At 45.2% G+C, this 15,432-nt stretch carries 13 protein-coding genes and 1 pseudogene; 5 read left to right on the top strand and 9 right to left on the bottom strand.

Going from position 1 to position 15,432, the window contains the following annotated elements; translation table 11 throughout:
• Position 1 precedes the first annotated feature (1 nt).
• Both ACOGW3_RS06435 and ACOGW3_RS06430 read right to left on the bottom strand, forming a co-directional pair.
• Positions 2-619: a DUF1638 domain-containing protein gene (locus ACOGW3_RS06435; RefSeq protein ID WP_419902214.1), complete on the bottom strand. Its 618-nt coding sequence runs from the start codon at positions 617-619 to the stop codon at positions 2-4.
• A 30-nt stretch (positions 620-649) separates the two neighbouring features.
• On the bottom strand, positions 650-1,342 hold the full coding sequence (locus ACOGW3_RS06430) for a corrinoid protein (protein ID WP_419902213.1): 693 nt from the start codon (positions 1,340-1,342) through the stop codon (positions 650-652).
• Positions 1,343-1,825: 483 nt separating this feature from the next.
• On the opposite strand from ACOGW3_RS06430, the gene ACOGW3_RS06425 reads away from it, so the two are divergent.
• Positions 1,826-4,561, top strand: coding sequence for a PAS domain S-box protein (locus ACOGW3_RS06425; protein ID WP_419902212.1), 2,736 nt, complete (start codon positions 1,826-1,828; stop codon positions 4,559-4,561).
• Positions 4,562-4,586: 25 nt separating this feature from the next.
• Here ACOGW3_RS06425 and ACOGW3_RS06420 read toward each other — a convergent pair whose 3' ends face one another.
• On the bottom strand, positions 4,587-5,540 hold the full coding sequence (locus ACOGW3_RS06420; protein ID WP_419902211.1) for an EamA family transporter: 954 nt from the start codon (positions 5,538-5,540) through the stop codon (positions 4,587-4,589).
• Between the two features lie 111 nt (positions 5,541-5,651).
• Here ACOGW3_RS06420 and ACOGW3_RS06415 point away from each other — a divergent pair, with 111 nt between their 5' ends.
• Positions 5,652-6,551 (top strand): LysR substrate-binding domain-containing protein, encoded by a 900-nt coding sequence (locus ACOGW3_RS06415; protein ID WP_419902210.1) that lies wholly within the window; start codon positions 5,652-5,654, stop codon positions 6,549-6,551.
• Between the two features lie 96 nt (positions 6,552-6,647).
• Here the strand turns inward: ACOGW3_RS06415 and ACOGW3_RS06410 are convergent, their stop codons facing one another.
• The 3 genes from ACOGW3_RS06410 to istA form a co-directional block, all read right to left on the bottom strand.
• Positions 6,648-7,442, bottom strand: coding sequence for a ferredoxin--NADP reductase (locus ACOGW3_RS06410; protein WP_419902477.1), 795 nt, complete (start codon positions 7,440-7,442; stop codon positions 6,648-6,650).
• Between the two features lie 960 nt (positions 7,443-8,402).
• The gene (istB, locus tag ACOGW3_RS06405; protein WP_419901088.1) at positions 8,403-9,215 is read right to left on the bottom strand and encodes an IS21-like element helper ATPase IstB; all 813 of its coding nucleotides are present in this window, start codon (positions 9,213-9,215) and stop codon (positions 8,403-8,405) included.
• Positions 9,212-10,720 carry an IS21 family transposase gene (istA, locus tag ACOGW3_RS06400; RefSeq protein WP_419901087.1) on the bottom strand — a complete coding sequence of 503 codons (1,509 nt, stop codon included), beginning with the start codon at positions 10,718-10,720 and terminating at the stop codon, positions 9,212-9,214. The genes istB and istA overlap by 4 nt, the downstream gene beginning before the upstream one ends.
• A 180-nt stretch (positions 10,721-10,900) precedes the next feature.
• On the opposite strand from istA, the pseudogene tnpA reads away from it, so the two are divergent.
• Positions 10,901-11,323 (top strand): annotated as a pseudogene (tnpA, locus tag ACOGW3_RS06395) (IS200/IS605 family transposase); the annotation flags it as partial.
• Between the two features lie 5 nt (positions 11,324-11,328).
• Here tnpA and ACOGW3_RS06390 read toward each other — a convergent pair.
• Complete coding sequence (locus tag ACOGW3_RS06390) at positions 11,329-11,895, bottom strand: glutathione S-transferase C-terminal domain-containing protein (RefSeq protein ID WP_419902209.1); 567 nt, start codon at positions 11,893-11,895, stop codon at positions 11,329-11,331.
• Here ACOGW3_RS06390 and ACOGW3_RS06385 point away from each other — a divergent pair.
• The gene (locus tag ACOGW3_RS06385; protein WP_419901077.1) at positions 11,882-13,114 is read left to right on the top strand and encodes an ISL3 family transposase; all 1,233 of its coding nucleotides are present in this window, start codon (positions 11,882-11,884) and stop codon (positions 13,112-13,114) included. The genes ACOGW3_RS06390 and ACOGW3_RS06385 overlap by 14 nt on opposite strands.
• A gap of 6 nt (positions 13,115-13,120) precedes the next feature.
• On the opposite strand, the gene ACOGW3_RS06380 is transcribed toward ACOGW3_RS06385, so the two are convergent.
• Positions 13,121-13,459: a hypothetical protein gene (locus ACOGW3_RS06380; RefSeq protein WP_419902208.1), complete on the bottom strand. Its 339-nt coding sequence runs from the start codon at positions 13,457-13,459 to the stop codon at positions 13,121-13,123.
• 159 nt (positions 13,460-13,618) lie between these two features.
• Here ACOGW3_RS06380 and ACOGW3_RS06375 point away from each other — a divergent pair, with 159 nt between their 5' ends.
• Positions 13,619-14,515, top strand: coding sequence for a LysR substrate-binding domain-containing protein (locus ACOGW3_RS06375; protein WP_419902207.1), 897 nt, complete (start codon positions 13,619-13,621; stop codon positions 14,513-14,515).
• Between the two features lie 45 nt (positions 14,516-14,560).
• On the opposite strand, the gene ACOGW3_RS06370 is transcribed toward ACOGW3_RS06375, so the two are convergent.
• Positions 14,561-15,265 (bottom strand): DUF899 domain-containing protein, encoded by a 705-nt coding sequence (locus ACOGW3_RS06370; RefSeq protein WP_419902206.1) that lies wholly within the window; start codon positions 15,263-15,265, stop codon positions 14,561-14,563.
• Positions 15,266-15,432 lie beyond the last annotated feature (167 nt).

Below are 15,432 nucleotides of genomic sequence, written 5' to 3'. Positions count from 1 at the left end.
CCTAGTTGGCTGCAGCCATAAGGCTACCCAACTCTCCATATCCGGTGAATTTATACTGGTATTTCAAGCCTATTTTTTTAGCTGCTTGTTTGGCCAGGTCCTGGAGTTCTTGGTCTTCTGTCTGTGCCAGATAAACCAATGTCGTGTAATTACCAAAATACATCGGTAAGAGTTCTGGGTGTTTGGAAATTCCCATGCCATCCATGATGAGAGTGTCAAAATGTCTGGTTAAATAGTCTGTAAGATAAAAGCACGTGATGTCGTCATTGTGCATTTCTTCAAAGGCATCAAGGCCAGTGTAGAAAGCATAGCAGTGAACACCATCAATACGTTTGATGCCTTCTTCTTCGAGAACTTTATCTAGTTCACCGCCAGTACCGCAATCGCCGTAAACGACAATTATGTTTTTATAAATATCTCTGTTTTCACGAATTTTCTCACGAACACCTCCAGGTATTTTGTCAGGAGTATTGTGCCAGATCGCAGGTAAACAGGTGATATCTAAGTGGGTCCAGGCGTTGATTTTGTTTATTGCCAAGATTTCCCGGGCCACGGCGCCACAGGCGATAAGGAGAGTTTTGCTCCCCTTATCATTTGATTCTGTGGCTTGCTGGGACATGGTCCTGAAACCCTAGTATTTCGTGCTTTATTACGCGGCGTTGTGGCGGCGTTTCATGGCATCTTTTGCCATTTCAACGGCGACAGCAGCGTCACGACAGTAATGATCAGCACCGATAGCTTCACCGAACGCTTCGTTAAGCGGAGCGCCACCAACCATAACAACGTAATCATCACGGATACCTTTTTCTTTCATGGTATCGATAACAACTTTCATGTACGGCATTGTGGTAGTCAGAAGTGCAGACATGCCAAGAATGTCAGGTTTGTGCTCTTCTAGTGCTTCAAGGTAGTTTTCAACTGGGTTGTTAATACCCAGATCAATTACTTCGAAACCAGCACCTTCCATCATCATGGAAACGAGGTTTTTACCGATATCGTGGATGTCACCCTTAACGGTGCCGATAACCATTTTACCAAGTTTTGGGGCGCCGGTTGCAGCAAGCAATGGACGCAAAATGCCCATGCCGCCTTTCATGGCGCCTGCAGCGAGAAGTACTTCAGGAACAAAGAGAATGCCGTCGCGGAAATCGATGCCGACAATTCTCATTCCTTCAACAAGAGCCTTGGTCAGGACGTCATATGGTGCCCATCCGCGCTCCAGAAGAATTTCAACACCTTCCAGGATTTCATCTTTAAGACCATCATAGAGGTCATCGTGCATCTGCAGGATAAGTTCGTCGTCATCAAGTGATTTCAGGTCGAGATCGTCTTCTTCTGACATGGCCACATACTCTCATACAAAGTTTAACATCCAACATCAGTACTTTTGGATAATCCCAAATGGGGTCCTGAGACTGATATCAATTTTAACACTATATAGCCCTAAAGAATAAACGATTCATGTTCGATTTGCGACGCTCATTTTTCCTTAGACGAAGTTATGACAAACAATTGTTTTAACTGTCATGGGATTGTCACCAAAATAATGAACTTTTTAACCATTTACTAAGTCTTGATCTATAGAGGTGATGCGCAACAAATTAAGCATAAGAAATAAAATGAAGCTTAGGGTTCTATGTAGATGGGATGCATAGGTATGGCAGTCTTCTTGTAGGGTGGTTTGCTAAGGTAGTGGGGGTGTGTGGTGGTAAAAGGCGACTCAGGTCAGCCTGTTCAAGGTGAGGGGCTTGATAATGACGTTCTGGATAGTAGCAATTCATCCAGAACTTTTTCCGTAAGGAGGTTGCGCATACGCGCAATCCAATTGAATGCTGCTGCTCTTTTATTTTCCTCTCTTCTTATTGGGTTATGGGTAGCAGATACTTATCGGGAAGTTACAGCGGAAATCGATAACCAGGTGGAGGCGGCAATAAATAAGATTGCTCTACCACTTGATCAATTTTTGTCTCAGGTAAATAGCGCTGTTGAACGTACTGCTTCTCTGTCAGAGCAAAGAGGGGCACAGATAGTTACTGATGAGGTTCTTTCCCAAGCCAGTGTTTCCGTTATCTCTCAAAAAGGTGAAGCTTTAGCCGGGCAGCCTACGATACCCTTGCCAAAAAAAGATGTACTACAGAGGTTGATCGATGGAGCTTCAAATGCGTCTCAGCCCCTAGTCAGTTTGCCTTATAATAGTAATGACCAATGGTATGCGACTGTTTTGCGTTCTGTTTCAAAAAACAACGAGCGTACTGGTGCTTATGTTGCCGCTACCTTTCGAGTTCGTGAGTTTATGAGCCGATGGGCGATTCTGGGTTTGCCAAAACGTTCGTTGGTTTCAATTCAAACACAAGATCAAGACGGGGGGTTGTGGCTGGATGATAACTTTTCTTCTGATCTAATTGGTCGAGTGTCGCCGTACAAAATATCAGATCTTTTGAGGGGGGAGCATTTAGCTTTTAAGGACCTTGATGGGGTTGATAGGGTTGTCGTTGGGCGTGAGCTTAAACACTTTGGCATGGCTGTGGTAATCGGTATTCCTGCTGATTATAACAAAGTCGTTTGGCGGGATCGTTATTCGGCTTCTGTGGGCTTTGCCTTGTGTGCCTGCTTAATCATGATGACCGCTTTATATTTTGGCGGGCGCTTTTTTATCTCTGCAGCAAAGAGAAGAGATGGTGCTATTTTCGCGCTGAAGGAAAGTGAACGCCGGTTTCGTGATATTGCAAGTTCTGCGACTGACTGGTTCTGGGAAATGGGTCCGGATCTCCGGTTTACTTTTGTTTCGCAACTTCAGGAATGGAATCTGTTAGGGAAGAGCTTTAGCGATGTTCATGGGGACGGGCTGACTGACGAGAGGTTTCTGAAGGTATTAAAGGCACGATCATCGTTCCGGGATTTAGAGCTGGTTATTCCTGATCTCGCGGGTGTATCGCGAATTCTTCGGCTGAGTGGTGTTCCTGTATTTGATAAAAAAGGCGAGTTTAAAGGCTATAGGGGCGCGGGGAGTGATATAACCGAGCGGCGTAAGGAGCAGCAAAAGATAGCTACTGCTCATGCGCGATTGTTCCGCGCTTTTGAAAGCTTTTCCGGTGCTGTCACGCTTTATGATGACGAGGACAAGCTTGTTGCCTTTAATCGGCGCTTTCAGGAGATATTTTTTCCGGGGCGTCCGATGGCAATTCGTGTTGGCATGACATATGAGGATGTCGTTATTTCATATGTAAACACTGGGCAGGATCCGCTAAGTGTCAGTAAGAGAGAGCGTTACATCAATGCGATGATGCGAAGGCGGGGGAAGAGAAATAGAGAGTTTAATTTCTCGGAAGACTCGTGGCTTAAGATTATTGATCATCAAACACCTGAAGGTGACCTTTTTACAATTTATTCTGATATCAGTGATTTCAAGGCTCGAGAGAAAGAGCTATTGGAGCTAAGTAGTGAAAACCACAGATTAGCTGCAGCGGTTGGGTCGACTGATGCGGGGGTTCTCATCGCGGATGCTCGGGGTGAAGGTAAGCCTGTTGTTTACACAAACCCTGCCTTTTCAAAACTGACCGGATATAGCCGGGAAGAAGTTCCTGAGCTTCACCCTGGTTTTATGCAGGGTGAAGGGACAAATCCGCAAGCTCGTGCTGTTCTGGAGACGAGCTTGCGAGATAATCGCCATGCGCGTGTGGATATGTTGAATTATCATCGGGATGGGCGCACTTTCTGGAATCAAATAGATTTAAGTCCAATCTTCGATGATGAGGATAATATCCAATATTTCGTTTGCGTGATGCAGGATATTTCGAATCAAAAAGAAGTAGAGCAGGAGCTGACGGTTTTAAAGGAAAGTGCTGAGCAGGCAAGTCGGGCGAAGTCGGAATTCATGGCTTTGATGAGTCATGAACTTAGAACGCCGTTAAATGCCATCCTTGGTTTTTCAGAAATACTGGCTACAGAAATGTTTGGGCCTCTCGGGAGCCCGCGATACCGTGATTATGCCCGCGATGTTAACGAGTCTGGGGCGCATCTTCTTGATCTCATTAATGATATTCTCGATCTTTCCAAAGCGGAGGCAGGGAAGATTGAGTTATACGAAGATGATCTTGATGTTAATGCGGTCATAAGTCGTTGTGAAAAGATGTTGTTGGGGCGGGCGGAAGAAGCAGGATTATCACTTAATTTGGACCTTGCAAACGAAATGCCCCGCCTTATTGGTGATGAAAAGCGTATTAAGCAGGTGTTGATTAATTTAATTTCTAATGCGCTGAAATTCACGCGAGCTGGAGGCGTTGTTACTGTGAGCTCTTATGTTACTAATCGGGGGCTTGAGTTGTCCGTTATGGATACGGGCATTGGAATGGCGGCCAGCGAAATTCCTAAAGCTCTGGCGCCTTTTGGGCAGGTTGATTCTAGCTTAAGTCGTAAGCATGAGGGGACAGGGCTTGGCCTACCACTTTCCAAGCGTTTGACAGAGCTGCACGGGGCTGAGTTCCTGATCGCGAGTGAGCTTGGAGCAGGGACGACAGTTACGTTGGTGTTCCCGTTAGAGGAGCAACTTTTAACTGCATAGAGTTTATATATAGATTATCCCTGATTTATTCTATAACCAGAGTAAGGATGCCCGCGGCAATCAGGCAAACACCAATAAGCTCTTTGCGGCTTAGGCGTTCTTTAAAGAAGACATATCCGATGATCAGCGTAAAGATGAGCTCTATTTGACCGAGAGTGCGTACATGGGCTGCGTTTTCCAAAGTCATCGCTGTGAACCATCCTGCGGAGCCGAGCATTCCGGTGAGGCCGACCCAGATAGCTGCACGCCAGCTTTTGAAGACGCGAGATAGCACTCCTGGTTTTCTAATTACCAGGTAAGCGCCCATGGACAAGGTCTGAAACCCTGTAACCCACACGAGAGTATAGGCGGACTGAATTGCAAAGCCATTACCTTCTAGTGAAAGGGAGGCAGCGCGGTAAGAGACCGCAGATAGCGCAAAAAGAGCTCCAGCTGTAATGCCTGGTAAAATGCTTTTGTCTTGGGTTAGTAGGGTTCCAATTCTCTGCCCAATCCCTGGTTTGGATAAATTCATTTTCTGGGCGGAACTGCCGGTTTTTCTGTAAAGGGTAAGGACGCCTACAAGGCTTATTAATATGCCTGATATGGCTTGGAAGCTTAAGGTATCACCGAGTAGTATTAATCCAAACATTGCGGTCTGGACGGCTTCGGTTTTTGTTAGGCTTGTACCGACAGCAAAATTGCGTTGCCCAAAAAGCCAAACAAGTAAAAATGTCGCTAAAATTTGAGCAATACCACCAAGGGCACAAAAGAAAAGAAACTCAGGGTTTGGGCTCGGTAGTATGTTGATGCTTGAAAACCGTAAGCTCTCGTAACTGCTTAGGAGCGATAAATAAATCCAGGTGAATGGAACGGCATAAAGGAAGCGGGCATAGGTGGCACCAGTTGTGTCCAGTTTGCCTTTAAGGTGTTTTTGTAACGCTGTGCGAATATTTTGAAATAAGGCTGCCGCAACAGTTATGGGGATCCAGAGTTCCATAGTTTGTTCTTTTTAGTAAAACTAATGATTGTTATGCTAGGCCTTTAATGAGCTCCTTAATTTTAATAATATCAAATTCGAAATAATTCTAAATATATAAGAATTTCTAATATGAATACACGTGACCTTCTTCACCCTCTGTCCGCCGTACGCGCCTTTGAGGCTGTGGCTCGGTTACGGAGTGTTTCTGCTGCGGGTCTTGATCTCGGGGTTACGCAACCAGCTATTAGTCAGCAAGTGAAAAAACTTGAATTACACTTGGGTGTTAAGCTGGTTGAAAGGGTGTCCAATACTATTCGGTTGTCTCCAGAAGGGGAGAAGCTTGCGCTTTCACTACATACGGCCTTTGGCATAATGCGGGATGGCATGGAAGCGGCTATGTCAAAAGGACAGGTGAATTTGGCCGTGTTGAGTACTTTTGCACAGAGGTGGTTGATCCCCCGGTTGCCCGATCTCCAGGAAAAATTTCCGGATATCGACCTGAGACTTATTACCAGTTCAAAGTTGGAAGATCTCGATAGAGGTGGGGTCGATCTCATAATTAAGCCTATTCTCAGAAATAAAGCCCCTGAGGATGCGATGTATTTAATGGGGGATGAAGCACGGATCGTAATGTCGCCTGATCTCGCAAAGAGGACCCCTGTTCGTTGTTTGGAGGATTTGCGAAAGCATGTGTTGATACGCGTAGAAAGTTCGCCAAGAGATGCTGATTGGCCATTATGGCTGGAAAGGGTTGGTTGCCTGAAGGTGGAACCTCGAGGATGGCTTTCTTTTGGCAGTTCTAGTCACGCGCTTGAAGCAGCTATGTCAGGTGCTGGTATTGCTATTGGTCACAGGCCAATGATTGTGGATGCCATGCAATCTGGTCGACTTGTTTCTCCGCTTAAGGAGGTTATTTGCGATGATGTTTCGAATTATATTATTCAGCCCACTATGATCGGGGGAGGGGGGCAGGTTACGCAACTTAAAGCGTGGCTTATTGACCAATCGAATATTGATTTCCACGTTTAATTTTGGTGATGAGGCGTATTTGTACCGTGGATTAAATGCAAAAGGCGGCTCCCAAAAATAGAGCCGCCTTTTGCATTTGTTCATTTAATATTTAGTTTAGCCTACGAAAGCTTTTTCAACCACGTATTCGCCTGGCTTACTATTCGCGCCTTCGCTAAGATTTGCTTCTTCACAAAGTTCAGCGCAGGATTTGAGCATTTCCATGGATCCGCAAATCATGACGCGATCTGTTTCCGGATTAAGTGCCGGAGTGCCTAGGTCAGAAGTTATTTTCCCGGAACGGAATAGTTCTGGGATGCGTCCACGGCGAATGAAGTCTTCTCGCGTTACAGAGTTATAGTAACGCAATTTTTCAGAAACCATCTCACCAAGGAATTCGTCATCATAAAGGCTGGCGACGAGTTCTTCACCGTAAGTAAGTTCTTCTTTTTTACGGCAGCTGTGGATCAGGATAACTTCCTCGAACTTTTCATACGTTTCAGGGTCGCGAATGACGCTGGCAAAAGGTGCAAGACCCGTTCCCGTCGACATCATGTAGAGGCGTTTTCCTGGAACAAGTGCATCCAGAACCAGGGTTCCTGTTGGTTTTTTGCCAAGAAGGACCATATCGCCGGGTTTGATGTTTTGAAGTCTTGAAGTAAGAGGGCCATTTGGAACTTTAATAGAATAAAGTTCAATGGTTTCATCCCAAGCTGGGCTCGCTATAGAGTAAGCGCGCAATAAAGGTTTGCCATCAACTATCAAGCCGATCATGACAAATTCACCCGTACGGAACCTGAAAGCTGCAGGTCGGGTAATCTTGAAAGAAAACAGTGAATCTGTGTGGTGTTTAACAGAGAGAACTGTTTCGCCCGTCACCGATTTCGGTAGCGGCTTTTCTGTAGAGGTCATGATATCGCCCGGTGCCGGTTCTGCTATTGCCAATTGTTCAACACTCATAAACTGATCCTGCTTTCTTACTGTGACAGCTTCGGTGCCGAAGCTTGTTACTTTGTCAATTCCTGCGATTTACCATGTTACGATAATCGTCAGGTATAAGATTGCTGTCTCATGCTTTTATCAAAAGACAGACGGCACATTGTTATTTACCAGTATCTTCTCGGCTATCGTTAGACCGTAACCTTGAATTTTGGTATGAAGTGTCACGTAATTTTCGTCGATTATGTATCATAATAATTAAAAAAAGCACATGACAATTCATTCTCATTTAACATAGTTATTCTTTATTTCAAGAAAAATATCCCAATATTTTGTGTGTATAATTGATCAATTATTATATCTAACTGTTATTATTGCATAATAATATTACCAAAATTTAGTGTGTTATTGTTGAATTTATGGATCCTGCATCTGCGTTATAATGTAGCAGGGAGGATAAATGCATCTTTTAACTGAGGGCCTCTCTATTGTGGGGAAAGTTCCAGTTAATTTCTGTAGCGATAGGAATAATATTGTGGGGGTTGTTTTCGGTATCATTTTGATAACTCGCTAGGCGTATCATTTCAAAATCAATGGTACGAGACACGCCTTTCACGGTGTATAAGTCTCTGACATATGCCCATAAATTTGGATAATCGACGATCCGTTTCTTACTGCATTTGTGCAGGGTGTAATATACGAGATCAAATCTGACCAAAGTGGTGAATAATTTAATCCGGTAAACCCCCGGCTATGCCGGGGGACTCTCAATGGTTTGACCGTTCCCACGGTCTTACATTTCTTTGTTTATTGACCAAAATAACAAAGGAATTAGCCGATGAGAGATTACAAAAGCTGTAGAGCGTCAACCACTTTGTCCGGTTGCGTCAACCACCTTGGCCGCTTTTGATGCGGCTGTGATCTGACGTTTATTTACGATGCTTCAGGCATATTTTTCACCTTTTTGTTTGTGGTTTTCCGCAACATTTTTTTGAGATTTTGGGCGGCTTCCCATTGTCTGTAGCTGTCGATATTCATCTCAAGAATGGTTGAGTGGTGAACAAGACGATCGATTGCTGCAACGGTCATGGCCTTATCTTGAAAAATATTGTCCCATCCGCTAAAAGGTTGATTGGCAGCAATTGCAATACTTCGGTACTCATATCGTCTGGCGATCAATTCAAAGAGCACGGATGTTTCAGATATATCCCTTTGTGCATAGGTAATATCATCGAGAATGATGAGATCAAATTTATCGAGTTTTGCGAGGGCGTTTTCGAGCATAAGTTCACGTCTGGCAGCCTGGAGTTTTTGCACCAGATCACTGGTTTGCGTATAGAGCACACGGTATCCAGCCTCTATAAGAGCATAACCTACGGCGCATAGGAGATGAGTTTTTCCTCCCCCTGAATTTCCAATGGCAATCAGATTTGCTCTTGCGTCAATCCAGTCACCGGCAGACAAGGCTTCGACCTGCGCCTTTTTCACGTTAGGCAGCCGCTTGAAGTTAAAAGTGGCCAGAGTTTTTCCGCCCAGCAGGTTTGATGCGTTGAGATGGCGTTGAATGCGTCGCGTGTCCCTTTCGGCCAATTCATATTCGGCCAAAACGGCAAGGAACCTGGCTGCTGACCAGCCCTCCTTGTCGGATTGGATTGCGATATCTTGCCAGTGTTTGTGAAAGCTGGGTAATCGTAAGTCAGTTAGCATAAGAGGCAGCTTGTGCTGATCCACTTCAATGTTTGTCATGCCCGATCCTCCAACAGAGTATCAAAGACTGATAATGAAGGTTGAACCACGGGAATATCAGGAGGTAAATCCGTGTTCTTTTTTGTGATATTCAGCTTAAGTTTTTTTGCGCAAGGTAGCCTTCCTGCATTGATTTCTCTCGAAATCAGGTGCGCGACTTCGGCCTCACAAGCCTCTTCGTGCGCAAGGAAAAGTATCCCAACCATCTGACGACACGCATCTCTGCGGGACAACTTTTTCTGAAACAATGTCCAGGCCAGGGAGTACTCGGTTCTTGGAAAAATACTGTCACGATAAATAGAATTGGCGAGTGCCTGAGGTTTACGTTTGAGAGCATGAATGACGTGATGATAATTGATAACATGAATGCGGGGGCCTTTGCCGTGCCCCCGCTCACGAGAATGGCTGACGACATGAGTGCTGCCTAGATAGGCTTCTATCCGGTTATCGTAAATATGGACACGCAAGCGTTGACCAATTAGGCGAGAAGGGGCGCTATAAAAAACCTGCTTAACTAAAAAACCACTTGTTTTGGTAACTCTCGACACGACTTCAGTGTAATCTGTTGTTCGCCGAGGAGGTAACGCCTTGAGAGATTTCAACTCTGTTTGGATATCTTGGTCACGATGTTTGTTCCGTCTAGCAATCAGCTCGTCCAAAAATCGCCGATACTCATCCAAAGTGTCAAAGTCATTACTGCCACGCAAAATCAGGGCCTGCTTTATCGCAGTCTTAAGGTGACCGTGGTGAGATTCAATGGCACCGTTCTCGTGTGATTCCCCTCTGTTATTTCGACTGGCCTCCATACCGTAGTGCTCAACAAAAGCAGAATAACGTTTGGTAATGTCCTCCTTTTCCTCAACGCTCAAATTCCGAAAGGCCGCAGACAGGCTGTCGGTCCGGTGGTTTTCAGGAGCGCCCCCCAAGGACCAAAGCGCATTTTGTAAGTTCTCCGCAAGGGCTGTAAAACTCTCACCGCCAAGTACGACCCCAACATGTTCCCATCGGCTATATACCAGAACAAAATGATAGAGCCGATGCACCAAAGGATCTCCTGCAATGGTAATACTTAAGTCGGCTGCATCCGTGAAATCTGATTGGCCCATGTAACCCGGCTCAGGTGTTTGCCTGAAAATGATATCCTTTTCAGGGCCATTCAGAGCCCGCCATCCCCGAACTCGGCGCTCTAACGTGCGCTTGACACGGTCATCGGGAAAACGGAGCGGATAGAGGCTCTGTATGTGGCGCAACAAAGTAATGGGTTTGACCGAGTTGTCTTTATCCAAAATGGGAAGGATGTCCTTATCCCAGATATCTTCAAGCGGATCAGAAACTGTTCGCCCTCGCTTTATATTGCGTTGTGACGGTAAAGTCGCATCAACGTCAAATCGGCGGGCCGTGCGTTCGCTAAACCCTGCGCGGGCAGCGGCGGTTCGTTGACCATGAGTTTTTCTATCTGTCATGTAAAGTCTCAGTTGTTCATCTGTGATAAATTTATACGGCAAACAGGTTCCTCCAATTACATCTAGAGGTTCCTAATTTATCAACTCACAGCAGCTTGTAACTAACACCAAATTAAGCCTTGGCCGGTGGATCTGATTATCAAACGGGCACGCCATTTTTAATGATCAGATCCACCGGCCAAGGTGGTTGTCGCAACCGGCCAAGGTTATTGTCGCTGAACAAAAAGCCTTGCACATACGAGATGGGATTGTAAATACCACGTGGTTTTCATCCCTAAACGCAGGCAAAAAGTTATCTATGGCAACCTACGTCAGTATCTTGGTGAAATTTTCCATGAACTGGCCGGGCATCGCGAAAGTAAGATTGAGGAGGGCCATTTGATGCCGGATCACATTCACATGTGTATCAGCATACCGCCCAAACATGCTGTTTCAAAAGTCGTTGGATACCTAAAAGGAAAAAGCGCGATTGCCATAGCTCGAAAATTCAAAAATAAAGCACGGAATTTCAAGGGTGAAAATTTTTGGGCCCGTGGATATTTCGTCTCAACTGTAGGGCTCGATGAACAGATGGTGAGGGAGTATATCAGAACGCAAGAAGAGCGTGATAAGTACTTTGACCAAATGGATATATTCAATCCATAACCGCTTTAGCGGTTCCCAATTTGCCCCTTTAAGGGGCTCACCCGCTTAAGCCCCCGGCTTTGCCGGGGGTCATTTAACTTCCAATCTGAGGCGGTAATGGTCGAGCCCAGAAGGTATCGGTTATCTGATAAGCGCTCCTCCAAGGTATCCAGTGTTTCAAAAACCTTTTGAACCGCGAGGTCGTAAGCTTCCTGTGATTGGGCAAAACCCGCTTTATAGGCTCCATTACTCAATCCATGGTAAATTGCCGTATCTAGTTGATACATTTCTTCTTTTAGTTCTGGGGGGTAATATATTGTTTGTGTTCTTTTTGTATTATGACTGGTTTTGTCCAGGGCCTTCATGATTTCGGCAGACTCGTTAGAGACGATTTTTCTTTCATGACTATCCCAAAGGATGGGAACAGTTGACCTTCCTGTGTAAGAACTGTCCGAAAGGGTATAGAGTTGATGGAGGTGAATTAGGCTCTTCTCCGCTTTGTTGAGTAGAAAAAGATGCCGACCGCCAAGTAACCTGTTGATATGTATGGTTTCTGATAACTTTACATAGAGCAGGTATATGACAATCAACATCTCGCAGCATATTTTAGGCCTCAAAGGGCAACGTGTAAATGAAATTAAACTGGATGACGGCGGTGTTAAGATTGTCATTCACTGCAGCCGAGACGCGCGTAGGAGGGCTATAGACCCTGCTACAGGCCAGAAGGGAAGCATCAACCAGCATGTCCGCCGACAAGTAAACGACATCCCCCTTTTTGGGTATCCTTGTGTGGTCGAGATTGAGCTGGCGCAGGTTTATATTAACAAGGGCGAACGCCGCATTGAGGGGTGTGATTTTGTTGATAAAGGGTGCCGTTTCACTCACCGATTTTGCCGACTGATCAGTGGATTATGTCGGCATATGTCTATTCAAGCGGTTTCCAGACATTTGGATATACGATGGGAAACGGTCAAGAATATCGACAGGGCATACCTTATTGAAACTCTCCCTACGCTTGATCCTGCAGAGCTAACTGGCTTGGAATATATTGGTGTAGATGAAGTTGCCCGGGCGAAAGGTCATGACTACATGACGGTGGTCTACGATATGGTTGGCGGTCATCTGATCTGGGTTGAAGCAGGCCGAACTGCCGAGGTTTTTTCAAGGTTTTTGAAACAACTGCAACCAGATACAGCCTGCAAAATAAAGGCCGTAGCGATGGATATGGGGCCTGCCTACCAAAAGGCTGTCAGAGAGTCCTTGCCGTTGGCCGACATAGTATTTGACCGTTTCCACGTCATGAAAAACTACAGCAAAGCTATCCATAATCAGCGTCGACTTGAGTTCAGAAAGGCCGATCCAAGTGGTAAAGAGTTGATGAAAGGGACACATTATCTGTTGCTCAAAAATGCGGATAAGTTGAGTGAAAAACAAAGTGACAAGCTGCAAAGGTTGCTGGAGAGCAATAGCAACCTGAATGCACTTTACGTCTTGAAAGAACAGCTTCAGCTGCTGTGGAGTGCCGCTTCATTTGAGGCGATGGCGGAGCAACTGGAACGTTGGTGCCTGATAGCAGATCAGTCACAGATGCTCTATCTAAAAAAGTTCGCGAAATCCCTACGGAAACATTGTGTGGGCATCTGCAACTACGCCAAACACAAGCTCACAAGCGCCAGGATAGAGGCTGGTAATGTCAGTATAGGAATGATCCGTAAGCGAGCCAGAGGCATCAAGGATACCGAATACTTCAAACTCAAAATTAGACAATCATCCATTCCAGATAATCAATCTATGCTCTATTTGAAATCCTAAATCTACTCAACAAAGCGGAGAAGAGCCGTGAATTATCTCTTCTGTCGTGCCGGGTACAATCCAGGGGGTCCCACCGTTAATCGCGTATCCTTCTCGGCGTGGTCCGTGGGCAATATGTAAGGGGAGGCAACCTGTTAAGCCTTTCAGCTCTCGGAATAACATGGTTCTGTGAGACCACTGGCAACTGTTTGAACCAATCAACAAATAACGGTCTGGCTCAGAGGTTATATTGCCGATAATTTCATCTGATATCCTGTCAGAATAGACACTGGTCTGGCGTACATAGTTACCATTTGAGAATATTCTGTCTTCATGATTCCATTTTCCTTCAATGAGCATTCCCATTCTTTTGATTCCTTTGTTTTCTTCTTATTTACTTAGTGTAAGCAATTGAATTTTTAGCCTATGTAGGGCAAAGTGGTTTTGTCGATTTATAAGACGATATCAGTTGAATCAGAAAATGACTGGTTTCAAAATGTCCGTAATCGGTCTATTATTTAGACCATGAAAAATTTACCTTTAAATGCTCTTCGTGCTTTTGCGGCTGTTTATGAAACGGGGGGCGTACGCTCCGCCGCCCGGCTATTGGATATCACCCATTCGTCGATCAGTAAGCATGTTCATGAACTTGAAGCCTGGATCGGTGTTCCTCTCCTTCATAGGGAAAAAGGGGCAAGATCCCTCTCCTTTACAGCCCAGGGCGAAGATCTCGGTCGTATCAGCCTTGAGGGACTTGGCCTATTGTCAAATGGAGTTGAGGCCGTTCGAGAGAGCCGACGCGGAAATTCGGTGACAATCTCAACTACACCCTCTTTTGCTGCACGTTGGCTGTTGCCGCGATTACAGGATTTTAACACGAATTATCCATGGATTGAGCTGTCAGTTATTGTTGATCAAAAGCTTAATTTTCCCTCAGATCAGAAGGCGGATCTCGCCATTAGAATGGGGAAGGGCCCTTGGGATGGTTTGGATTGTCAGCCTTTGATGGATGAGGCGCTTTTCCCGGTGATGAGCACATCATTTTGGCTAAAGGTTGGGCGGCCGACATCTGTTTCCTCGCTAATGGATTTGCCTCTCTTGCACGACCGCGATCCGCAGGCGTCGTGGTTTGAGTGGGCAAAGCAGAAAGAGATTACAGGGCTTGATAACAGGGGGGGATCTCGGTTTGCTTCTTCTGATCTTGTGTTACGCGCCGCAGTACAAGGACTGGGAGTTGCTTTGGCAAGAAGCCGTTTGGTTGAAGACGATTTGTCGACGGGTTTATTGATTAAGCCGTTTGAGGGTGAGGAGGTGACCTTGTCGAATGCTTATTGGATTGTGCTGCCAAAAGAGACAAAAACGAAGATGGCAGTCGACAAGGTTATCGGGTGGCTCGAAGATATGACCCAAAAAGAGAACTAAAATAATTTGGTGATATGGGCACAAGTATCACTCTTCAGGCTAAATTTAGGAATAATTGTCATGATGGCGGACCCATGACATGGTGCCGCTTTCGTTGTCTTCGTTCCGGCCTCTGGGGGTGAGATCTATATAATGGTATGTGCCATTTAGATTGTCCAAACCTCTGCTAAAAGTCGAATAGGTGTGATGGATGGTGCCATCTTCGCTTTTAATAAAGACACTTATGCCAGGGGCATCATCAATTGGAAATGTCGTTGTGCGATAGTTATAGGTGATTTGCTCTTCTGGCTTGTGATCAGGACCAAAGTTCACTCCAAAATCTTCGTTAAAATCAGTGTTTTCTGAAGACACAAAGTTAAATGTCCAGCCGAGGCGCTTTTTAAATGGGGTGAGTTTGCTCATCGGCGCGCGTGCTATAACTGCGAGGGAGATATCGCGTGCGTTCAAGTGTTGTTCGGTGCCATTGAAATTGTCCGCCCAAAATGAGCAAGAGACACAACCTGCTTCCCAATCCGGACCAAACATAAAATGATAGACAATTAACTGGCTACAAGAACCAAATAAGTCAGATAGAGATTGTGTGCCGCTTTCACTCTCAAAGGTGTAATCTTTTTCTAGTTTTACCCATGGAAGATCGCGACGATGCTTTGAAAGCTGATCTTTGGCCCGGGTAAATTGCTTTTCCTGTATTAAAAGTTCTTTGCGTTCGATAAGCCATTCTTCTCTTGAAACCACTCTCATTTCATTCATGTCTTTATCCTTTTAACTGTCTGTAATTAACTGCGCATATATATTTAACTGATTGGTTTATTATTTGCTTATAGCTTGTGGCGGTCAAGGGGTATTTAACTTACTGGTTAATTGTGTGGGTTGAGAGCGTCAATACCAAGGCTTAATATTGAATGTGATAAAGCGAT

It is taken from the genome of Kiloniella sp., assembly GCF_965205715.1.
Classification (GTDB): domain Bacteria; phylum Pseudomonadota; class Alphaproteobacteria; order Kiloniellales; family Kiloniellaceae; genus Kiloniella.
The sequence above is the reverse complement of the archived record's forward strand: the minus strand, read 5'-3'. Positions and strand labels throughout refer to the sequence as shown.